The organism is Herbiconiux oxytropis, from assembly GCF_024979315.1.
Lineage (GTDB): Bacteria > Actinomycetota > Actinomycetes > Actinomycetales > Microbacteriaceae > Herbiconiux > Herbiconiux oxytropis.
In genome coordinates this window covers 147,512-168,038 of record NZ_JANLCK010000002.1, presented here as the reverse complement: position 1 = coordinate 168,038, position 20,527 = coordinate 147,512, and the positions used below count along the sequence as shown (strand labels likewise).

Annotated in this window: 24 protein-coding genes; 5 read left to right on the top strand and 19 right to left on the bottom strand. The window is 69.3% G+C overall.

Annotated features, from left to right (window positions below; translation table 11 throughout):
* Positions 1-5: 5 nt before the first annotated feature.
* Both N1028_RS03880 and N1028_RS03875 read right to left on the bottom strand, forming a co-directional pair.
* A complete protein-coding gene (locus N1028_RS03880; protein ID WP_259525504.1) occupies positions 6-1,277 on the bottom strand; it encodes an alpha-hydroxy acid oxidase in 1,272 nt (423 codons plus the stop codon).
* Between the two features lie 8 nt (positions 1,278-1,285).
* On the bottom strand, positions 1,286-2,092 hold the full coding sequence (locus N1028_RS03875; RefSeq protein ID WP_259525503.1) for a FadR/GntR family transcriptional regulator: 807 nt from the start codon (positions 2,090-2,092) through the stop codon (positions 1,286-1,288).
* A gap of 124 nt (positions 2,093-2,216) precedes the next feature.
* Here N1028_RS03875 and N1028_RS03870 point away from each other — a divergent pair, with 124 nt between their 5' ends.
* Positions 2,217-2,726: a DUF1707 SHOCT-like domain-containing protein gene (locus tag N1028_RS03870; RefSeq protein ID WP_259525502.1), complete on the top strand. Its 510-nt coding sequence runs from the start codon at positions 2,217-2,219 to the stop codon at positions 2,724-2,726.
* A 9-nt stretch (positions 2,727-2,735) separates the two neighbouring features.
* Here N1028_RS03870 and N1028_RS19740 read toward each other — a convergent pair whose 3' ends face one another.
* Complete coding sequence (locus tag N1028_RS19740; protein WP_310795567.1) at positions 2,736-2,981, bottom strand: Asp23/Gls24 family envelope stress response protein; 246 nt, start codon at positions 2,979-2,981, stop codon at positions 2,736-2,738.
* Between the two features lie 177 nt (positions 2,982-3,158).
* Between N1028_RS19740 and N1028_RS03860 the strand changes: the two genes are divergently transcribed.
* From N1028_RS03860 to N1028_RS03850, 3 genes are read left to right on the top strand one after another with little or no spacing between them, the layout of a single operon-like run.
* Positions 3,159-3,785: an RNA polymerase sigma factor gene (locus N1028_RS03860; RefSeq protein WP_310795566.1), complete on the top strand. Its 627-nt coding sequence runs from the start codon at positions 3,159-3,161 to the stop codon at positions 3,783-3,785.
* A complete protein-coding gene (locus N1028_RS03855) occupies positions 3,782-4,357 on the top strand; it encodes an Asp23/Gls24 family envelope stress response protein (RefSeq protein ID WP_259525501.1) in 576 nt (191 codons plus the stop codon). The genes N1028_RS03860 and N1028_RS03855 overlap by 4 nt, the downstream gene beginning before the upstream one ends.
* On the top strand, positions 4,354-4,701 hold the full coding sequence (locus N1028_RS03850) for a hypothetical protein (RefSeq protein ID WP_259525500.1): 348 nt from the start codon (positions 4,354-4,356) through the stop codon (positions 4,699-4,701). The genes N1028_RS03855 and N1028_RS03850 overlap by 4 nt, the downstream gene beginning before the upstream one ends.
* Positions 4,702-4,836: 135 nt before the next feature.
* On the opposite strand, the gene N1028_RS03845 is transcribed toward N1028_RS03850, so the two are convergent.
* From N1028_RS03845 to chvE, 5 genes are all read right to left on the bottom strand, one after another.
* The gene (locus tag N1028_RS03845) at positions 4,837-5,520 is read right to left on the bottom strand and encodes an endonuclease/exonuclease/phosphatase family protein (protein ID WP_259525499.1); all 684 of its coding nucleotides are present in this window, start codon (positions 5,518-5,520) and stop codon (positions 4,837-4,839) included.
* Between the two features lie 41 nt (positions 5,521-5,561).
* Positions 5,562-6,791, bottom strand: coding sequence for an ROK family transcriptional regulator (locus N1028_RS03840; RefSeq protein WP_259525498.1), 1,230 nt, complete (start codon positions 6,789-6,791; stop codon positions 5,562-5,564).
* A gap of 84 nt (positions 6,792-6,875) precedes the next feature.
* Positions 6,876-8,096 carry a multiple monosaccharide ABC transporter permease gene (mmsB, locus tag N1028_RS03835; protein WP_259525497.1) on the bottom strand — a complete coding sequence of 407 codons (1,221 nt, stop codon included), beginning with the start codon at positions 8,094-8,096 and terminating at the stop codon, positions 6,876-6,878.
* 5 nt (positions 8,097-8,101) lie between these two features.
* A complete protein-coding gene (gene mmsA / locus N1028_RS03830; protein WP_259525496.1) occupies positions 8,102-9,631 on the bottom strand; it encodes a multiple monosaccharide ABC transporter ATP-binding protein in 1,530 nt (509 codons plus the stop codon).
* Positions 9,632-9,737: 106 nt separating this feature from the next.
* Positions 9,738-10,865, bottom strand: coding sequence for a multiple monosaccharide ABC transporter substrate-binding protein (chvE, locus tag N1028_RS03825; protein ID WP_259525495.1), 1,128 nt, complete (start codon positions 10,863-10,865; stop codon positions 9,738-9,740).
* A gap of 276 nt (positions 10,866-11,141) precedes the next feature.
* Between chvE and xylA the strand changes: the two genes are divergently transcribed.
* Positions 11,142-12,332: a xylose isomerase gene (gene xylA / locus N1028_RS03820; RefSeq protein WP_259525494.1), complete on the top strand. Its 1,191-nt coding sequence runs from the start codon at positions 11,142-11,144 to the stop codon at positions 12,330-12,332.
* Positions 12,333-12,535: 203 nt separating this feature from the next.
* Here xylA and N1028_RS03815 read toward each other — a convergent pair whose 3' ends face one another.
* The 11 genes from N1028_RS03815 to N1028_RS03765 all read right to left on the bottom strand — a co-directional run bounded on the left by N1028_RS03815 (position 12,536) and on the right by N1028_RS03765 (position 20,513).
* On the bottom strand, positions 12,536-12,832 hold the full coding sequence (locus N1028_RS03815) for a putative quinol monooxygenase (RefSeq protein WP_259525493.1): 297 nt from the start codon (positions 12,830-12,832) through the stop codon (positions 12,536-12,538).
* A 27-nt stretch (positions 12,833-12,859) separates the two neighbouring features.
* Positions 12,860-13,876 (bottom strand): LLM class flavin-dependent oxidoreductase, encoded by a 1,017-nt coding sequence (locus N1028_RS03810; RefSeq protein WP_259525492.1) that lies wholly within the window; start codon positions 13,874-13,876, stop codon positions 12,860-12,862.
* Positions 13,873-14,151: a TIGR04076 family protein gene (locus N1028_RS03805; RefSeq protein WP_259525491.1), complete on the bottom strand. Its 279-nt coding sequence runs from the start codon at positions 14,149-14,151 to the stop codon at positions 13,873-13,875. The genes N1028_RS03810 and N1028_RS03805 overlap by 4 nt, the downstream gene beginning before the upstream one ends.
* A 1-nt stretch (position 14,152) precedes the next feature.
* On the bottom strand, positions 14,153-14,461 hold the full coding sequence (locus tag N1028_RS03800; protein WP_259525490.1) for a hypothetical protein: 309 nt from the start codon (positions 14,459-14,461) through the stop codon (positions 14,153-14,155).
* A complete protein-coding gene (locus N1028_RS03795; protein WP_259525489.1) occupies positions 14,458-15,708 on the bottom strand; it encodes an acyl-CoA dehydrogenase family protein in 1,251 nt (416 codons plus the stop codon). Before N1028_RS03795 ends, N1028_RS03800 begins: the two co-directional genes overlap by 4 nt.
* A gap of 40 nt (positions 15,709-15,748) precedes the next feature.
* Entirely contained in the window at positions 15,749-16,516 is a 768-nt protein-coding gene (locus N1028_RS03790; protein WP_259525487.1) for an SDR family NAD(P)-dependent oxidoreductase, read from the bottom strand.
* On the bottom strand, positions 16,513-17,304 hold the full coding sequence (locus N1028_RS03785) for an amino acid ABC transporter ATP-binding protein (protein WP_310795565.1): 792 nt from the start codon (positions 17,302-17,304) through the stop codon (positions 16,513-16,515). The genes N1028_RS03790 and N1028_RS03785 overlap by 4 nt, the downstream gene beginning before the upstream one ends.
* Complete coding sequence (locus tag N1028_RS03780; RefSeq protein ID WP_259525890.1) at positions 17,301-18,125, bottom strand: amino acid ABC transporter permease; 825 nt, start codon at positions 18,123-18,125, stop codon at positions 17,301-17,303. The genes N1028_RS03785 and N1028_RS03780 overlap by 4 nt, the downstream gene beginning before the upstream one ends.
* Positions 18,126-18,203: 78 nt before the next feature.
* Positions 18,204-19,178, bottom strand: coding sequence for a transporter substrate-binding domain-containing protein (locus N1028_RS03775; protein ID WP_259525486.1), 975 nt, complete (start codon positions 19,176-19,178; stop codon positions 18,204-18,206).
* Between the two features lie 151 nt (positions 19,179-19,329).
* Positions 19,330-19,689 (bottom strand): hypothetical protein, encoded by a 360-nt coding sequence (locus N1028_RS03770; RefSeq protein WP_259525485.1) that lies wholly within the window; start codon positions 19,687-19,689, stop codon positions 19,330-19,332.
* The gene (locus tag N1028_RS03765) at positions 19,686-20,513 is read right to left on the bottom strand and encodes a PaaX family transcriptional regulator (RefSeq protein WP_259525484.1); all 828 of its coding nucleotides are present in this window, start codon (positions 20,511-20,513) and stop codon (positions 19,686-19,688) included. The genes N1028_RS03770 and N1028_RS03765 overlap by 4 nt, the downstream gene beginning before the upstream one ends.
* Positions 20,514-20,527 lie beyond the last annotated feature (14 nt).

Below are 20,527 nucleotides of genomic sequence, written 5' to 3'. Positions count from 1 at the left end.
ATTCGTCATCGCTGCGCGTCGGCCACCGCCACAGCAGCCGCCGAGACCGCGCGCGGCACGAGCCGCTCGAGTTGCGTCACGTGCGAGGGGTTCAGCTCCTCGAGCGCGTTCACCCCGAGCAGCCGCATGGTGCGGGCGATCTGCTCGCCGAGGATCGCGATCATGCGGTCGACGCCCTCACGCCCGCCGGCCATGAGCCCGTAGAGGTACGCGCGCCCCACGAGGGTGAAGCGCGCCCCGAGGGCCACGGATGCCACGATGTCGGCGCCCGACATGATGCCTGTGTCGAGGTGGATCTCCATGTCCTTCCCGAACTCGCGCGAGACATCCGGGAGCAGGTGGAACGGGATGGGCGCACGGTCGAGCTGGCGCCCGCCGTGGTTCGAGAGCGTGATGCCGTCGACGCCCATGTCGGCCAGTCGCGCGGCGTCGCCGAGGCTCTGCACGCCCTTGACCACGACCTTGCCCGGCCACTGGTCCCGGATCCAGGCGAGATCGTCGAAGGTCACGGTCGGGTCGAACATCGAATCGAGCAGCTCGCCCACGGTGCCCGACCAGCGGTCGAGCGAGGCGAACGCGAGCGGTTCGGTGGTGAGGAAGTTGATCCACCACTCCGGCCGCGGGATGGCGTTGACCACCGTGCCGGCCGTGAGCTGCGGTGGGATCGAGAACCCGTTGCGCTTGTCGCGCAGGCGCGCCCCCGCCACCGGCACGTCGACCGTCACGAGCAGCGTGTCGAACCCGGAGGCGGCCGCGCGCTCGACGAGCGCCATCGAACGCGGGCGGTCCTTCCACATGTAGAGCTGGAACCAGTTGCGGCCGGTGGGGTTGGCCTTCTTCACGTCCTCGATGGCGGTCGTGCCCATCGTCGAGAGGGAGAACGGGATGCCTGCGGCTCCGGCCGCACCCGCTCCCGCGACCTCGCCCTCGGTCTGCATCATGCGCGTGAAGCCCGTCGGTGCGATGCCGAACGGCAGCGACACGGGGGCCCCGAGCACGTCCCACCCGGTCGAGACGCGCGAGACGTCACGGAGCACCGACGGGTTGAACTGGATGTCCTCGAACGCCTGGCGCGCCCGGGTGAGGCTGATCTCGCCCTCGGCGGCGCCCTCGGTGTAGTCGAAGGCGGCCTTGGGGGTGCGCCGCTTCGCGATGGTGCGGAGGTCCGCGATCGTGAGGGCGGCGGCCAGGCGCCGCTTCTTGGCGTTGAGCTCGGGCGCCTTGAACTGCATGAGCGGGGCGAGGTCTTTGATCTTGGGGATCCTGCGCTGGACCATGGGGACTCCTAGAGCGTCGTGAGGGGCTGGGGGCGGGCCGCGACGAGCGTCTCGGCGTGATAGGTCTCGATGTGCGAGCGGATGCGCGCTTCTGCGGTCGCGGGGTCACCGTCGCGGATGGCGGCGAGCACGGCGCGGTGCTCGGCCCGCAGCCGCCGTGCGGTGGCCGGCCAGTCGCCGAGGCGGGTGGCGCCGTGCCGCACGTAGGTCTCGACGGAGTCTCGGAGGCCCGCCATCATGGTGGCGAGCACGTCGTTGCCTGACGCGGCTGCGAGGGCGCGGTGGAACGCCTGGTCGAGGGCGAGGAAGCCGTCGCGCTCGTCTGCTCCATCGCCGACGGCGTCCCCGTCGGCGACCGTGTCCCCTTCGGCCACGGCGTCCATGGCATCGAGCAGCTCGTCGGCGGCGCCGAGCTCGGGCTGCCGGCCGGCGCGCACGGCGGTGGCGAGCTCGGCGGCCACGGCGCACTCGAGCACCACGCGGGTCTTCACGACATCGGGCACCGCGAAGCCCTGCGCGGCGACCTGCAGGCGGATGAGCGCGGCCAGCCCGCCCGTGGGCCGTGCGACGATGACGGCGCCGGACTGCGGCCCCGATCCGGTGCTCGTGCTGATGAGCCCGAGCACCTCGAGCACCCTGAGGCCCTCGCGCACGCTCGACCGGCCGACGCCGAGCTCGGCGGCGAGGGCGCGCTCGGGGGGAAGGTGGTCGCCGGGGCCGAGCCTGCCCTCCACGAGGTCGCTCTCGACGCGCGCGAGCACGCGCTCCCAGGAGCGCTCCGCGCCAGGGGTGCCCGCGCCTTCTGCGACCGCCATCCCGCCTCCTGTGGTCAGACCATGTGGTCAGACCACACTACCCTGTCGAGTGCGCGAAGGCCAGCACCGGGCATCCGCCACTCGTGGGATGCCGGAAGCGGCGCGGATGCGGCAGAGTGAGAGCATGACCGACTACAGCGACGCCGCCGGCGCGAGCATCCGTCTGAGCAACGCCGATCGCGACGAGGCCGTCGCGCGGCTCGCCCGCGCCCACGGGGACGGGCGGCTGACCGCGGACGAGTACACCGAGCGCTCCGACACCGCGAAGACCGCCACGACCCGTGGTGAGCTCGCGCCGCTGTTCGCCGACCTGCCCGACACCACCAAGGAGAGCGTGATCGGCTCGGCGGCCGGCTCCGCTCCCGACCCCGACTTCGGGCCGCCACCGGCCGCGGCCTACCCGTCGAAGCCGGGCGACGAGTCCCGCGACAGCTACAACCGCACCCGGCCGCTCGGCGGCACGGCGGGCGTCGTCGCCGTGAGCGTCACGCCGCTCATCGCCCTCGCGGCGTTCCTCCTCTGCGGGTTCCTCGCGCCCGACGGCTTCGCCTGGTCGTGGCTGTTCTGGCTCGCCGTGCCCATCGTGGGCATCATCGTCTACGGCCCCGCCGGCCGCTCCGGCAACCGCGACTGACGCCGGGGGTCACTGCACGCGGGACTCGGGCTCGTCGGCGTCGTCCGAGGGGATGTGCACGTCGCTGACCGTCACGTTGACCTCGGTGACCTCCATGCCGACCACGGTCGAGATCGCGCGGATGACGCCGGCGCGCGCGACCTTCTCGATCACGCCGTCGGCGACGACGTTCCGGCCGCGGCTGTCGGCGGAGGGGGCAGCGGCCAGCGTGTCGGCGGAGCCGGTGCTGGAGGGCTTGGTGGTGATATCGGACATCGTCGTGACTCCTGTTCGGTTCGGTCGTCAGGGTGGTGGGTCCGCCCCGGTGCGGTGGTGACGCGCACATCAGGAAGACGCGGGGTCCTGCGCACCCGGCATGCGCTCCCAGGATCTTGCCAGGTGTAGGTCGGCCAGCTCGGGCGATGGTCGCCGGTGGCCGACCGTAGTAGGAATGTGCTCAACGCCCGATCGAGGGCGGCACCGGCGGCCGACGTGCTCCTGGGGCACCGAGCGGGAGGAGCCGGCATCGACCTGCATGGGCCCCTCCGCGACGCCTCCGACACCATCCTCGCGTCACGGGCGATCGACGGCGACCTCGTCGCCTTCGAGGTGATCGCCCACCGGCACGGGCCCCTGATGCGCGTGCTGGCGGCGAATCTGCTGGGTTCCGAGCTCGAATCGGACGATGTCGTGCAGGAGGCCTTCATCTCGGCCTGGCGGCACCTCGGCGAGCTCAATGATCCCGCGCGCATCCGGAGCTGGCTGATGCGGATCGTCAGCAACCGCGCGCTCGACCGCATCCGGGCCCGCCGGCATCACGACGACATCGACGCGGCGGATCGTGCCTCCACAGGACCCTCGACGGAGGCGCTCGTGGAGCATCGGATGCAGCTGGATGCGGTGTGGATCGCCCTCGGGCGCCTGCCGGCCGACCAGAGACGGTGTTGGCTGTTGAGGGAGACGGCCGGCTACTCCTACGCGGAGATAGGCGAGACCCTCGACATCCCCGTCTCGACCGTGCGAGGGCTCCTGGCCCGGGCGCGGGCGACCCTACTCCTCGAGATGGAGGCCTGGCGGTGACGAACTCCGACTTCGACGACCTCGACGGCCACACCCTCGAGGAGCTCTCCGACTACCTCGAGAGCGGGCGCACCCCTCGTGATCCGGGCATCGAGAACTCTGCCGCCTGCCGCCTGGCGCTCGAGGGCCTCGCCCGGCTCCGCGCGCTCTCCCTGGACGCCCTTCAGAGGGAGGCCGATCGCGACCCGACACGCGACGACGGCTGGATCGCCGGCCTCCTCGACATCATCAAGGACGAGATCCGCCCGGGGCGCGACATCCCGATCAGCGATCCGGATGCGATGACGAGCCTCTCGGTCACGGAGGCGGCCGTGCGGGGGCTCGTGCGCGCCGCGGCCGACGCGTTGCCGAGCGTGATCATCGGCCGCACGGAGATCGAGGGCGACGTGTCGACCCCGGGGGCGCCCGTTCGGGTGCGGATCACCGCAGCGGCCGAGTACGGCCACGCACTGCCTCCCCTCGTCGAGGAGCTGCGGCGCGTGGTGGCGGAGGCCCTCGCCGAGCACACCGAGCTGGTGATCGACCAGATCGATGTCACGATCGACGACGTCTACCGGAGGGCCGAGCGGTGACCGACGACGAGCTCTCCCGGCTGCTGACCGAGACGGCCGCCGCCGCACCCGGGGTGAGTTCGGTGCTGCCCACGGCCCCGCTGCGGGAGGCCGCCGCCCAGGTCGTGTCGTCTGCGCTCGACCTGCCCCGCTCCGACGCGGACGCGTTCGTGCAGGTCGATCGCACGGGCGCGGGAGTGCTCGTGACCGTCCACGTCTCGACGGCCGTCGGCGTGCCGACACCCACCACGCTACGAGCGGTGGCGCGAGCGATCCGCGGCAGGGTGGGGGAGCTCCACCCGGAGGCCATTGCGGTCTCGGTGCGGGTGAGAGCCCTGCACATCGACCCGCGCCCCGGCGCCTGACCGAGCGCTTTCTCCCGCCCCACTTGACAGTAGTTGCGCCTAAAACAGCCGACTTGGCACATCTTGTGTCAAGTCGCGCGTTTTGGGCGCAACTACTGTCAAGTCGAGACGACGCGGGCAGGCGTCAGGCCCGGCTCAGTCGTCGACGCCCGCGCGGATGAGGATGGGCAGGTGGTCGCTCTCGCCCTGGGGGAGCGTGTCGATCGAGTCGATGCGCGTGTGCGCCGAGGTCACGAAGTCGAAGTGGCCCTTGAAGTACTTGTAGCGCGCATAGGTGGGCTTGTCGCTGAACGAGAGCAGGTAGCCCGCCTCCTCCATGCGCTCCGACAGGTTCGCGCGGAACCACGGGTAGTTGTAGTCGCCCACCATGATCGTCGGGAGCGAGGGCCCCATGATCCGCAGCGCGTCGTGCGCCGCGGCGATCTGCTTGCGCCGGAGCGAGTTCGAGGCCGTGAGGGGAGCCGCGTGGAACGAGCCCACGAGGATCTCCTTGTCGATGAGCTTGTCGTGCAGCTTCGCCGCGAGCAGCCGCTCGTGCGCCGGCGCCATCACGCGGTCGTGCATCGACTTGCGGAGCGCGAACACGCGCGTGCCCGTGAGCTCGAACCGGTCGTCGCGGTAGTAGACGGCGAGCCCGAGCCGGTTGGTCTTGGTGGAGTCGGCCAGCACGAGGTGGTCGATGCGGTCGGGCATGTCCTGGGTGTCGCACTCCTGAAGGCACATCACGTCGAGGTCGTAGATCCTCGCGAGATCCAGCAGCTCCCCGCTGGCGTGGTGCTTGCGCAGGTTGTAACTGAGGATGTTCAACTCGCGTCCCATGCTCGCCATTCTGGCATGGCCGGACCCCGCCGAAGCTGGGGTCACGCGGTGAGCGCCGGCGCCGTACCGGCGGGGTCGGCGAGGAGCTCCTCGAAGGCGAACTCCGCGGCCCCCACGATGAGCAGCCGGGAGCGCAGCTGTGCCCGCTCGAGGGTGAGGCCCGCGGCGAGTTCGCCGAACGAGGCGTCGCGCACACCCTGCTGGATGCGCTCGGGATGAGCGGCCATGAGCGAACCGAGGAACCCGCCGAGCAGCACCCGCTCGGGGTTGAACACGCTGATGAAGTTGGCCAGCCCCAGGCACAGCACATCGATCTGCCGCCGGATCTCCGTCTCGAGGGCCGGGTCGGTGCTCGTGGTGAGCACCTGGTCGAGCTCGTCGGCGTCGATGGTCTCGCGGCCGATCACGGCGAGGATGCGGTTCAGCTGCACCTCGGTCTCGAGGCAGCCCGAGCGGCCGCAGTGGCAGAGCAGGCCGCCGGGGTTCACGAGCGTGTGGCCGAGCTCGGCGCCGTAGCCGCTCGCGCCGCGGAGCGGGACCCCGCCCACGAGCACGCCGCCGCCGATGCCGCTGGGGCTGCCGTTGACGTAGACGAGGTCGGAGACACCTCGGCCCGCGCCGTAGATGCTCTCGGCGATCACGCCGACGTTGGCGTCGTTGGCCGCCACGGCGGGGTAGCCGAGGGCTTCGCTGAGGAGCTCGGCGAGCGGCTCGTCGTGCCAGTCGAGATGGGGGGCGAGCGCGACGACTCCGGTGTCGACCCGCACGAGACCCGGAACGGCGATGCCGATGCCCGCGATGCGGAAGGTGGACTCGAGCTCGCCGCGCATCCCGTCGACGACCGCCTTGACGATGTTGACGGTCTCGCGCACGCTCGGCAGACCGTCGGTCTCGTAGCGGATGCGCTTGTGCACGACGCCGCCGAGCCCCACGAGGCCGATGATGATGGCATCCGTGTCGGGGTTCACGGCGAGGGCGGCGATCCGGTCGTTGGGATGCACGTACGGGCTCGGCCGGCCCACGGTGCCGTGCTCCGTGCGGGCCGTCTCGTACGCCAGGTCGAGGTCGACGAGCTCGCCCACGAGGGCGGCGATGGTCGAGCGGTTGAGTCCCAGCTTGCGGGTGAGGTCGGCGCGGGTCTGGGCGCCGCCGTGGTGGAGCGTGGTCAGGATGGTCGAGAGGTTGTGCCGGCGGGTCTGGTCGTTGCTGTTGCCGACGCCGGCCACGAGGGGGCGGGAGGGAGCCGGGCGTGAGGAGCCGACGGTGGACACGACGCCTCCTTGGCAGTTCGGGGTGGAGAAAAGGGACGTGCGGAGTCGGGGGCGATCGTCTGGCGACCGCCCCCGAGCCTGGCCTCAGCGGCCGGAGCGCCTCTTGTTGATGATGTCGAACGCGACGGCGAGCAGCAGCACGAGGCCCTTGATGGCCTGCTGCCAGGCGGCGTCGACCGAGAGGATCGACAGTCCCATGTTGAGCACGCCCATGACGAGACCACCGATGACGGCGCCGACCACGGTTCCGACACCACCCTGCACGGCCGCGCCACCGATGAACACGGCGGCGATCGCGTCGAGTTCGTAGTTCTGACCGGCCGAGGCCACGGCCGAACCGGCACGGGCGGTGGCGACGACACCGGCGAGGCCGGCGAGCACGCCCATGTTCACGAAGATCGCGAAGTTGATCCACTTCGTCTTCACACCGCTCATCTGCGCGGCGAACAGGTTGCCGCCCATCGCGTAGACGTGACGGCCGAAGACCGAGCGGTTGAGGATGAACGTGTAGAGCAGGATCAGCACGGCGAGGATGATGAGGATGATCGGGGTGCCCGAGTATCCGCTCAGCTGCCAGGCCAGCGCCATGATGGCGACCACGAGGATGACGCTCTTGACGATCGTGGAGACGGCGGGCTCGCGCGGGAGATCGAGCTTGCGGAGCGTCGCACGGGTGCGGATCTGCTGGATGACGAAGCCGGCCGAGGCCAGGAGGCCCAGCACGAGCGTGAGCACGTCGCGTCCGTCGAGGGCCTCGCCGAGGAAGGGCGGGATCCAGCCGGCGCCGATGGCCGTGAACTCGTCCGGCAGACCCGAGATGGTGCCGCCGGTGAGCAGCACGAGGGTGAGGCCACGGAAGATCAGCATGCCCGCGAGGGTCACGATGAACGCCGGTATGCCCACGAACGCCACCCAGAAGCCCTGCCAGGCTCCGATCACGGCTCCCACGACGAGGGCGATGATGACGGCGGCCCACCAGGGCAGGCCCCAGCTGTTCATCGACAGCGCGGCCACCGCTCCCACGAGCGCCACGACCGATCCCACCGACAGGTCGATGTGGCCGGCGATGATGACGATCACCATGCCGATCGCGAGGATCAGAACGTAGGAGTTCTGCTGGATCAGGTTGTTGATGTTGCCGGGCATGAGGAGGCGCCCGTTGGTGAGGATCTGGAAGAGCACGATGATGATCGCGAGTGCGGCGAGGATGCCGTACTGCCGCAGATCGATCCGCAGCTTCCTCGCGGATTTGACCGGAGCCTTGCCCGTGGGCTCGCTCGGTGCTTCGGTGGCCGTGTTGCTCATCGGGGTCAGTCCCTTCCCGCGGTCATGTAGTGCATGAGTGTTTCCTGCGTCGCCTCTGCTTTGGCGACCTCGCCGGTGATCCGGCCTTCGGAGATGGTGTAGATGCGGTCGGAGAGACCGATCAGCTCGGGCAGCTCGGAGGAGATCACGATGACCGCCTTGCCCTGCGCCGCGAGCTCGTTGATGATGCCGTAGATCTCGTACTTCGCGCCCACGTCGATGCCTCGCGTGGGCTCATCGAGGATGAGCACGTCGGGGCCGGTGAACATCCACTTCGAGAGCACGACCTTCTGCTGGTTGCCGCCCGAGAGCTTGCCCACGATGGCCGAGACCGACGGGGTCTTGATGTTCATCGAGGCCCGGTACTCCTCGGCGACCTTGGTCTCCTTGTTGCGGTCGACCACCCCGCCCTTGGCGAGCTTGTCGAGGCCGGCGGCCGAGATGTTCTCGGCGATGTCGGCGATGAGGTTGAGTCCGTACTTCTTGCGGTCCTCTGTGGCGTAGGCGAGCCCGTTCTGGATGGCCTCGCTCACCGTGCGGGTCTGGATCTCCTTGCCGGCTTTGAAGACCCTGCCGGAGATGTTGATGCCGTAGGAGCGGCCGAAGATGCTCATGGCGAGCTCGGTGCGCCCGGCGCCCATGAGCCCGGCGAAGCCGACGATCTCGCCGGCCCTGACCGTGAACGAGGCGTCGTCGACGACCTTCCGCTCGGTGTCGACCGGGTGGTAGGCGTTCCAGTTCTCGACCCGGAAGTACTCCTCACCGATGTCGGGGGTGCGCGGGGGGAACTGGTTGTCGAGCGGGCGGCCGACCATCGAGCGGATGATGCGCGACTCCGAGGCGTCGTCCTCCTTCATGCTGAAGGACTCGATCGTCTTGCCGTCGCGGATGATCGTGACGGTGTCGGCGATCTTGCGGATCTCCTTCAGCTTGTGGCTGATGATGATGCAGGTGATGCCCTGCTCGCGCAGGTGGTTGATGAGCGTGAGGAGGTGCTCGGAGTCGTCGTCGTTGAGCGCCGCGGTGGGCTCGTCGAGGATGAGCAGCTTCACGCGCTTGGAGAGCGCCTTCGCGATCTCGACCAGCTGCTGCTTGCCGACGCCGAGCTCGAGCACGGGGGTCGCGGGGTTCTCGTTGAGCCCCACCCGGGCGAGCAGCGTGGCGGCTTCGCGGTTGGTCTTGTTCCAGTCGATGATGCCGCGCTTGGCGTTCTCGTTGCCGAGGAAGATGTTCTCGGCGATCGAGAGGTACGGGCTGAGAGCGAGCTCCTGGTGGATGATGACGATGCCGTCGTGCTCGCTGTCGTTGATCGACTTGTACGCGGTGGGGTGTCCCTCGAACTCGATCGAGCCGCCGAACGAGCCGTGCGGGTACACGCCGGAGAGCACCTTCATGAGGGTGGACTTGCCGGCGCCGTTCTCCCCGCAGATGGCGTGGACCTCACCGCGCTCCACGACGATCGAGACGCCGTCGAGCGCCTTCACACCGTTGAAGTCCTTGGTGATGTCCCGCATCCACAGAATCGCGTTGCTCATGGGTCGCGTCGCTGCCTTCCAGTAGGGGTGGGGGTGGAGAGGGGTGGAACAGGGTGATCGGCGGCGGCCTCTGGGAGGAGGCCGCCGCCGACCGGTTCAGTGCTGGTTAGAGACCGACGTCCGAAGCCTTGATGAAGCCGGAGTCGATGAGCAGGGTCTGCACGTCGTCCTTGACGACCACCACGGGGTCGAGCAGGTACGAGGGGACGACCTTCTCGCCGTTGTCGTAGGTCTCCTCGTCGTTGACCTCGACCTCTTCGCCGGCGGCGATCGACTGGATCATCTGGAAGACGCGGTCACCCAGCTCGCGGGTGTCCTTCCAGACGGTCATCGACTGCTCGTCGTTGAGGATGGCCTGCACGTTGGCCTTGTCGGCGTCCTGACCGGTGATGACGGGGTAGCCCTCACCGGGGGTGTAGCCGGCCGACTTCAGCGAGGCCTCGATGCCGAGGGCCAGGCTGTCGTTCGGGGAGAGGACCACGTCGACCTTCTCGCCACCGGAGTAGAACGAGGAGAGACGGTTGTCCATCTCGGCCTGGGCGTCATCCGAGCCCCAGCCGAGGATACCGATCGACTTCCAGCCGTCGGTGCCGGACGGGTCCTTGCCCGAGGGGATGACGAGCTTGCCCGACTCCACGTAGGGCTCGAGCACGTCCCACGCGCCCTGGAAGAAGAACCCGGCGTTGTTGTCGTCGGGGCTTCCTGCGAAGGGCTCGAAGTTGAACGGGCCGGCAGCGTTCTCGAGGTCGAGAGCGTCGACGATGAACTCGCCCTGGAGCTGGCCCACCTTGTAGTTGTCGAAGGTCGCGTAGTAGTCGACGTCGGGGGTGCCGTTGATCAGGCGGTCATAGGCGATGACCGTGATGTCCTGCTTCTTGGCGTCGGCGAGCACCGGGCCGAGGGTCTCACCGTCGATGGCGGCGACCACGAGGATCTTGGCGCCTCCGGCGACCTGGTTCTGGATCTGCGAGATCTGCTGCTCGGTCTTGTTGTCTGCGTACTGCAGGTCGACGGTGCAGCCGGCGTCGGTGAGCTGCTTCTGCAGGCCCTCACCGTCGTTGATCCAGCGCTCGAGCGAACGCGTGGGCATCGAGATGCCGACGTTGCAGTCGCCCGAGGCGGCGTCGCCCGATCCGGAGCCCGAGTCGCTCGAGCCGCCGGAGGAGCAGGCGGCGAGGGTGGCGGCGAGGCCGCCGGCGACGGCGAGAGCCATCAGTTTCTTCGTCATTGACATGGTGGTGTCAGTCCCTTTCATCCTTGGAAGGGGATCACAGCTGTGCGCTATTACTCCCTTGTAACGCGTCAACTCCTCCTGGTGCGGCTTTGTTGACTCCCGAAACATATACCAGCGTCCATGCGAACGCAAAGTTTTCTGGCACCCGTTTTTCATCGTGGCCGAATCGTGATCTTTGACATCCGGGCGCGGATATGAATATGTTGTGGGAGATAACTATTTCGTTGCGCTCGGACCACGAGCCGCTCACCAAAGACGTTGAACTGGAGTGACCTGATGTCGCTGACCCCTACCCGCGAAGACAAGTTCTCATTCGGACTGTGGACCATCGGCTACAACGGCGCCGACCCCTTCGGCGGCCCCACCCGCGCATCGCTCGACGTGGTGCACGCCGTCGAGAAGCTCTCCGAGCTCGGCGCCTATGGCCTCACCTTCCACGACGACGACCTCTTCGCCTTCGGCTCGACCGACGCCGAGCGCCAGACGCAGATCGATCGCCTGAAGGGCGCCCTCGCCGACACCGGCCTGATCGTGCCGATGGTCACCACCAACCTCTTCTCGGCCCCCGTGTTCAAAGACGGCGGCTTCACCTCGAACGACCGTGCCGTGCGCCGCTTCGCGCTCCGCAAGGTGCTGCGCAACATCGACCTCGCCGCCGAGCTCGGCGCCAAGACGTTCGTGATGTGGGGCGGCCGCGAGGGCGCCGAGTACGACGCGGCGAAGGACATCCGCGCCGCCCTCGAGCGCTACCGCGAGGCCGTCAACCTGCTCGGCGACTACGTCACCGACAAGGGCTACGACATCCGCTTCGCCATCGAGCCCAAGCCCAACGAGCCCCGCGGCGACATCCTGCTGCCGACGCTCGGGCACGCCCTCGCCTTCATCGAGACCCTCGAGCGGCCCGAGCTCGTGGGCGTCAACCCCGAGGTCGGCCACGAGCAGATGGCGGGCCTGAACTTCGCCGCCGGAATCGCCCAGGCGCTCTACCAGGGCAAGCTCTACCACATCGACCTCAACGGCCAGCGCGGCATCAAGTACGACCAGGACCTCGTGTTCGGTCACGGCGATCTGCAGAACGCCTTCGCGCTCGTCGACCTGCTCGAGAACGGCGGCCCGAACGGCGGCCCCTCCTACGACGGACCGCGCCACTTCGACTACAAGCCGTCGCGCACCGAGGACGAGACGGGCGTCTGGACCTCGGCGGCCGCCAACATGCGCACCTACCTCCTGCTCAAGGAGCGCGCAGCGGCCTTCCGCGCCGACCCCGAGGTGCAGGAGGCGCTCGCCGCCTCGCGCGTGCCCGAGCTCTCGGAGCCCACCCTCTCGGCCGGCGAGTCGTACGACGACCTCCTCGCCGACCGTGCCTCCTACGAGGACTTCGACTCCGACGCGTACTTCAACGGCAAGGGCTTCGGCTTCGTGCGGCTGCAGCAGCTGGCGCTGGAGCACCTGACTGGGGCTAGGTAACTTCTACCGCGGTGCGACTTCTACCGCGCCGCCGCCTCTGCGGCGCGGGCGACATGTGAGGCCGGCGTCGTTCCGCGTCGCTGCGCGGCGCGGACCGGCGTCGGTCTCACTCTGGGTCAATGAGTACGGCCCGTCACCTTTGGGTTGCGGAGGATGTGGAGAAGGGCCCGTCACCTTTGGGTGGCGGGCCCTTCGTCGTTTCACTACGGGGTGTAGGGGGTGGCGGTGTACTTGGTGAAGGCGGGGGCCTCTAGGGAGGCGGCCGCTATGAGGGTGGTCCAGGCTGCTACGTGGGGCTGGGTGGTGTGGAGGTCGTAGGAGGGGACGTCGTCCCAGGCCTCGTTGAGCACGATGCGGTTCGGCTCGGAGATGTCCCAGCTGAGGCGGTAGTCGATGTTGCCGGCCTCCTTGCGGCACTCCGCCGCGAAGTCGGCGGCGGCCGCGCTGATGGCGGCCACCTCATCGGGGGAGACGGCGACGCCGCCGGTGATCACGATCATGGATGGTCCTTTCGTGGGTGGACGAGGTCAGATCGAGGCGCGAAGGGCCGGGAAGACGGCTTCGCCCAGGATCTTGACGGAGGTCATGGAGTCCGGCCCCATCGGGGGTCCGAAGCTGATGTGGTCGACGCCCGCGTCGATCAGCGCCGCGCACTGGTCGATGACCTCGGTGGGGCCGCCGACGATCCCGAGCTCGAGCATCGAGGCGCTCACCGACCGGATCGCGTCGTCCTCGCGCCCCTCGAGCATGAGCGCCTGGGTGTGGGCGAACTCCTCAGGGTCGAGGCCGTTGCTCGCGAGCGCCTCCACCGACAGCGATCCGCTGTAGAGGGCGATGTGCTTGGCGAGGAGCCATCTGGCCTCGTCGCGGTCCTCGGAGATCGAGCACCAGATGCAGGCCGCCACGTCGATGTCGTCGATGCTCCGGCCGGCCTTCCCGGCGCCCGCCGTGATCTGCTCGATCACGCCGTAGACGTGCCGCGGCGGCAGGCACAGCGGCAGCGCGCCGTCGCCGAGCCGCCCCGTCATCTCGAGCATCCGCGGGCCCATCGCGCCCACGTAGATCGGGGCGGGCCGCGCGAAGCGGAGGACCGCCTGCTCGGTCCAGCCGTCGGCCACGCCGGGGAGCCCCAGCGGGCTCTCGCCGTTCATGAGGGCCCGGATGGCGATGACGGCCTCGCGCGTGCGCACCACAGGGCCTGGCGGGGTCAGCCCCGCCCAGGAGTAGAAGACGTCGGAGCCCGCACCGAGCCCGAGCAGGAAGCGGTCGCCCGAGAGATCCTGCAGCCCCGACGCCAGCATGGCGATCTGGGCGGGGTGGAGCGACACGGGATCGATCACCGCTGAGCCGAACCGGATCCGCTCCGTGCTCATCGCGATCGCCGCGAGCGAGACGAGACCGGGTTCGCCGAAGAGGTCGTTCCCGATCCACACCTGGTCGAAACCGGCTTCCTCGACGAACGTCGCCTTGGCCGCGAGCGGGCGCACGCCCTCGTGCGAGGAGATGCGGGCGCTGAAGGTCAGGCCGTCTCGGCTGAGGCTCATTCTGGGATCTCCGGATCGTGGATGCGCTCGAGTCGCAGGTACAGCGCCTCGGGCGGGTCGGGGCAGGCGATGAGGGGGCGGGAGTCGAGCCACGCGTCGCCCTCGGGCCGATCGAGCCGGCCGCTGAGCAGCGGGATCGCGTTCGCGATGGCGAAGTAGCAGAACGGCCGGCCGGTGGGCAGCGACAGCTGTCCGTCGATCACGTCGAAGTGGTCGCCGGCGACGAGTCCGCAGGCGGAGTAGTTCATCGACTCGACGGTGCAGCGCACGTGCATCTCACGCCTCCCCGTCGTGCAGGTAGGAGATCTCGGAGACCGGGATGCGATCGAGCCGCATGACGATGTTCTCGGTCGGATCGGGCGAACAGATGTAGGGCTTCCGCGAGAGCCAGTCGTTCTCCTCGCCGAAGTCGCCGAGGCGGAGGGCCAGCACCGGGAAGACCGCGTTCATGGCGTAGATGTCGAAGGTCGCCCCGGGCGGCAGCACGAGGGTCGACCCGATCACGTCGAAGTAGTCGCCGACCTTCGTGGTGCTCGTCGGCGAGTCGACGCGGTCCACGATCACGCGCACGGCGTACTCCGTCATCCGAGCACCGGTTCTGCAGCAACCGCAGCCTCAACCGCAGCCGCAGCGTCGTCGAGGTCGTCGAGCAGCAGCCCGGGCCCGTCGGCGTCGACGACGGCCTGGGCGAGGAACCCGTGCATCATCGCCCGGCCGCCGACGTGCGCCACGGCGCCGTAGGAGTCCCGGACGACCCGCTGCATCGGGTGGTCGTCGAACAGGAAGCGGGCGGAGACCAGGTCGGTGGCGGTCTGCACGACGCGGCGCATGACCTGGGTGGCGGTGGTCTGGGTCGAGATCATGCGCCAGAGCTGCGGCCCGGTGAGGGGGCGACCGGCCTCGAACAGGATCTCGTCGGTGCGGCGGGCGACCGCCGTGACCCCCGCGTAGAGGTGGTCGACGTCGGCGAGGATTCCGCCGAGCGCCTGTGTGGTCGCCGAGTCGAGGGCGACCGCGGGGCGAGGTCCGCGCTTGCCCCGCACCGCCTCGACCGCGAGATCGACGGCGTGCTGCGCGATGCCCACGGCCACGCCCGCCAGTCCGAAGAAGGCGATGTGCACGCTCTTGTTGAGCGGATCCTTCGCACCGTCGTCGGGCGCCTCGCGATCGAAGGTGTGCGCGTCCGGCACGAAGACCGGGACCGGCACGGAGTAGGAGGTGCTCCCGGATCCGCGCACCCCGAGCGTCTGCCAGTTGTGGGCGAACACGATCGACTCGGGCGGGAGCCAGGCCCCGAGCACGAGCTGCTTGCCGCTCGCGCCGATCACCGGCTCACCGTTCTCGAACGCGAAGCAGCCGCCGAGCACGTGGTCGGCCGACTGGCTGCCGCTGCCCCAGTCCCACGATCCGCTCACCATCCAGCCGCCGTCGACGCGGTCGGCCCGCCCCCGCGGGTGGAACGATCCGCTCGTGGGGCGGTCGGCATCCGGATACAGCTCGGCATAGGCGTCGACACCCAACCGGCCCGCGTACATGCCGGTGGCGTTCAGCACGCCGACGTTCCAGCCGGCCGAGGCGTCGACCCGGGAGATGCGGGAGACCACGCCGAGCTGCTGCTCGAGGCTCATCTCGAGACCGCCCCGAGAGGCGGGGAACGCCATCCGGAAGAGGCCCGCGTCGCGGAGCACGCGCGCGACGTCGTCGGGCAGCTGGCGGGCTCGGTCGATCTCGTCGGCCTTGCCGGCGAGGTAGGGGCCCACCGCCCGGGAGTTGGCGATGACGGCGTCGGCCGTGGTGGGGGCGAGGAGATCGAGCTCGAGGGTGGAGGTCATGGCGCTGGTCCTTGATCGGTAGTTCGAGTGAGTGGGGAAGTCAGGCGATCGGTTCGCCGCCGGTGACCCAGAGGGTCTGCCCGGTGAGGTGTCCGGATGCTTCGCCCACGAGCAGAGCCGCTACGGTAGCGACCTCGTGGGTGTCGGGCCAGTCGGGGAGTGCCAGGCGACCGCGCAGCACGTCGGCGAGCTGCTCGAAGCTCTCGTCGAGCACGCTGTCGTCGTCGCGGTCCAGGATGCGGCCGGGCGCGATGATGTTGGCCGTGATGCCGTGACCGCCCTCTTCGAGCGCCAGGTAGCGCGTGAGGGTCGTCGCGGCGGCCTTCGCGGCGCCGAAGAGTCCGAAGCCCTTCGAGGGGCGGGCCATCAGCGCGCCCGAGACGTACACGATCCGCCCGAAGCCGGCCGCGCGCATGCCGGGGACCGCCCGCTGCACGAGGGCGAGATGGCCTCGCACCCCGTCCAGCTGCCGTTCGAGCAGCCCCGGAGATGCTTCGGCCACCCCGGGGTGGCTGTCGTCAGGCGGATGCGCGCAGTTGACCAGGATGTCGACGGGCCCGAGCGCGGCCTCCACCTCGGCGAAGGCGCGATCCACCTCCCCGGGGTCGGTGCAGTCGGCGGCCACCGCGATCGTGGGGCCGCCGAGCGCGGCCGCCACGGCTTCAGCGCGCGCGGGGGAGGACCGGTAGTGCACCGCGACCGACGCGCCCAGGGAGGACAGCCGTTCGGCGACGGCCCTGCCGAGGGCTCCGCTTCCGCCCGCGACGAACGCGACCCTCCCGGCGAGCTCGCCCGTGGCCGCCCTCACCGGAGCACCGCGGAGAGGAACGCCTTCGTGCGCTCGTGCTGGGGATCGCCGAGCACCTGGGCGGGCGGGCCCTGCTCCACGATCCGCCCGGCATCCATGAACACGACCCGATCGCCGACCTCGCGCGCGAACCCCATCTCGTGGGTGACCACGAGCATCGTGACGCCGCCGGTGAGGGCGAGATCCTTCATGACGGCCAGCACCTCACCGACCAGTTCGGGGTCGAGCGCGCTCGTGGGCTCATCGAACAGCATGACCTTCGGGCGCATCGCGAGGGCGCGGGCGATCGCCACGCGCTGCTGCTGACCGCCGGAGAGCTGCGAGGGGTATGCGCCCTCGCGGCCGGCGAGGCCGACGCGCTCGAGCAGCGACCTCGCGTATTCCCTGGCCTCGGCCTTGTTCTCGTTCTTCACCGTGATCGGCGCGAAGCTCACGTTCTCGAGCACCGTCATGTGCGGGAAGAGGTTGAAGTGCTGGAACACCATGCCGACCTCCACGCGCTTGCGGCACGCATCCGCCTCACGGAGCTCGTGCAGCCGGCCGTTTCGCAGGCGGTAGCCGACGAGCTCGCCGTCGACCCAGACGCTGCCGGCACCGATCTCCTCGAGGTGGTTGACGCAGCGCAGCAGGGTGCTCTTGCCCGAGCCGGAGGGGCCGACGAGGCAGACGGTCTCGCCCTCCTCGACGGCGAGGTCGATGTCGTGCAGCACCTGGTTGTTGCCGTACCACTTGTCGACGTGCTGGATGTGCACCATCGGCCGCGCGGGATCCTGGATCTGGTCGTTCATTTCTCCGCCGTCCGTCGCTCGAGGAAGTACTGCCCGATCGAGAACACGATGATCACGAGCAGGTACCAGATGGTGGCCACGATCAGGAGCTCGATCGTGCGGTAGTTGGTGCCGGCGATGCCCTGCGCCACCGTCAGCAGGTCTCCGCCGGCGATGACGGAGACGATGGCCGACGCCTTGAGCATGCCGATGAACTCGTTGCCCATCGGCGGCAGGATGACGCGGAGCGCCTGGGGCAGCACGATGAAGCGCAGTGTGCGGGAGCTCGTGAGTCCCAGGGCCTTCGCCGCCTCGCGCTGGCCGCGCCCGATGGCGAGCAGTCCCGAGCGCACGATCTCCGCCATGTAGGCCGCCCCCGCGAGCGAGAGCCCGGCGACCGACGCGACGAACGGCGTGATCACCTCGGAGATCGGCACGTCGATGAGCACGACCTGGGTGCCCGGGATGCCGATGGTGATCGACTTGAGGAAGAGCCCGAGGTTGCCGAGCAGGATGAGCAGCACGATCAGCGGGATGCCGCGGAAGACGAAGACGTAGAACGCCGCGACCGAGCTGATGATACGGCTCGGCGAGATCCGCATGACGGCGATCACGACCGCCAGCACGACCGCGATCACCATCGAGACGATCGTGATGACGAGCGTCGACCCGAGCCCCCGCAGGATGCTGGGGCTGAAGAGGAACTCGGCCACCACCGACCACTCGAAGTTCGGATTGGTCGCGATGCTGTAGACGGTGCCGATCACCGCCAGCACCACGATGACCGCGAAGATCATGCGGCCGTAGTGGCGCACGGGCACCACCATCAGATTCCTGCCCACTTCAGACAACTCGTCGTCTCCTCGTCGATCGACCCGGAAGGGACGGGCGGGAGGCCGGAGCCACCCCGCCCGTCGGTGCTACTCGGTCTCGCCGACCGGAGTGCCGCTCAGCGGGTTGATGACGACCTCGTCGGCCGTGAGGGCGGAAGACTCGAGGCCGTAGCCCGCGAGGATCTCCTCGTAGGTGCCGTTCTCGATGATCACCTTCAGTGCGTCGGCGAGGGCCGTCGACAGCTCGGGGTTCGACTTCGCTACGGCGATGCCCAGGAGTCCGGGGTCGGCGACCTCGGACTCGGCGACCGGGATCTCGACGGCGGCGAACGCGTCGGGCAGGGCCTCGACTGCGGCGAGCTGGTTGGCGGTGCCGTCGACCCAGCCGTCGATCGTGCCGGCCTGCACGGCGCTGACGGCGTTCTGCGCGTTCGGGTACTCCGCCACCGAGATGGCGGGTTCGCCTTCGGCCACACAGGCGTCGCTCGCAGCGGTGATCATGGCCGAGACGGTGGAGCCGACCCCGCCGCCGAGGGTGAGACCGCAGCCGCTCGCGAGGGAGTCGAGGTCCTCCGGGTTCCCGGCCGGAACGAGGATCGAGTACGTGCCGCGGTAGAAGGGGATCAGGTCGACGACGCCGACCTCGCGCTCGGCCGTGACGCTGACCTGCCCGAGGAGCGCGTCGACGTTGCCGCTCTGCACGCCGGGAAGCTGCGCCGGCCACTGCAGGTTCTGCCACTCGGGGGTGACGCCGAGCACGTCACCGAGGGCCGCGGCGAGCTCGGGGGCGAGGCCGATGGGCACGGTGGAGTCATCGACCGAGACGTTCACCATGGGCGGGTTCTCCCAGAGGGCGCCGAACGAGACCGCCTTGGACTCCTGGTTGGCGGCGGGCAGCTCGTCGAAGAGGGCCTGGTCGAACGAGGCCGCGGCCTCGGTGGCGGCGGGCGTGCCGGCATCGCTGCCGGTGCTGCACGCGGCAAGGCCCGCGAGGGTGGCCACCGCGACCGCCGCGACTGCGAACTTCGTGACGGTCGGGGGCAAGAGGTGCGGAGTGCTCAATGGATGTCCTTGGAGTCGAGGGATGAAGACATTGCTGACGGTGCACTGTGCCGGGGAGAACGTTCCCCGCATCCCTTTCTAGCCCCCGAATATGTCGCCAGTTCGCTCCTCGTATTACGGTCATGTTTCTTTTTGCTGACTTGCGTCAAGATTACGTCAGATCGTTGTCGGTCCATCCCACGTCGATGCCCTCGGCGGCCGCCGCCGCCGCGATCCGGTCCCGATCGAGCCCGCCGGAGAGGGGGAAGAGGGCTGCACAGTACTCGTGGCCGTAGCGCTGGAAGAAGTCCACGACGTCGTCGGTGCGGAGGGCCGACTCGCCGGGCCTGGACTGCAGTCGGTTGAGGCGGCGATCCGGAACGAGCCCTTTCGCCGTCACGATCCTCACGGCCTCCTCCTCGACGATCTCCGGGATCGGCGAGCCGAGCATCACCTGCATCCGGGGGCTCTCCGGCCGGTAGGACTCCTCGAGGAAGGCGCGGACGGAGTCGCGGTCGGGCAGCAGGGTCATGTCGTCTCCTCCAGGACGCCCACCACGGAGCGGACGTAGTCCCAGCCCGCGTCGGCGTAGGTGGTCGAGATGGCGGAGAACAGTGCCGTGGTCTCCTCGCCCGGCCAGTCGGCCGGCAGGAGGTCGGAGGGCAGGCCCGGATCGATGTAGGGGATGATCCGCCAGGTGTCGACACCGCGGATGTACCGCGCGAAGGCCACGGCATCGGTCGGGGCGGTGCCGTCGGCGAGGAGCGCCGAGAGCTCGGCGGCGACCTCGCGGTGCAGCGTCTGGAGCGCGGAGAGATCCCACCACTCGGCGATCGCATCCGACAGCTCGCCTGCGACCCGCGGGCGCTCGGTGCGCAGAAGGGTCGCATGGCGGCGGATGTCGAGGTCGTTCAGGATGTCCTCGACCTCGTCGGCGAGGAAGTCGGGGCAGATCCAGAGCGCGGGCGAGATCATCCCCCCGCCGATCCAGTACAGCCGGCGCCTCAGCTGGTGCCGCACGTGCCGGAGCTCCTCGGGCAGTGAGAACGAGATGACGCACCACGGGTCGTCCGGCTGCATGTGCCTGGCCGAGAAGATCCGCCGGTCGCCCTTGCCGAGCATCGCCTCCGCCTCGGGGGCGAGGGAGTAGCCGCTCACCTTGTCGCGGGAGTGCGGCACGAGCAGCCCCTTCTTCTTCAGCCGCACGACCGCGGTGCGGGTGAGGGGTGCCGAGACGTCGAGCTGCTCCATGACCTCGATCAGGTCGGCGATCGAGATCCAGCCGCCCGCTCGCCGGAGGTAGAGCCCGATCACGGTGCGGATGAGTGACGTGGTGCTCCCGGGGCGGGAGTCCATGTCATCCAGGATGT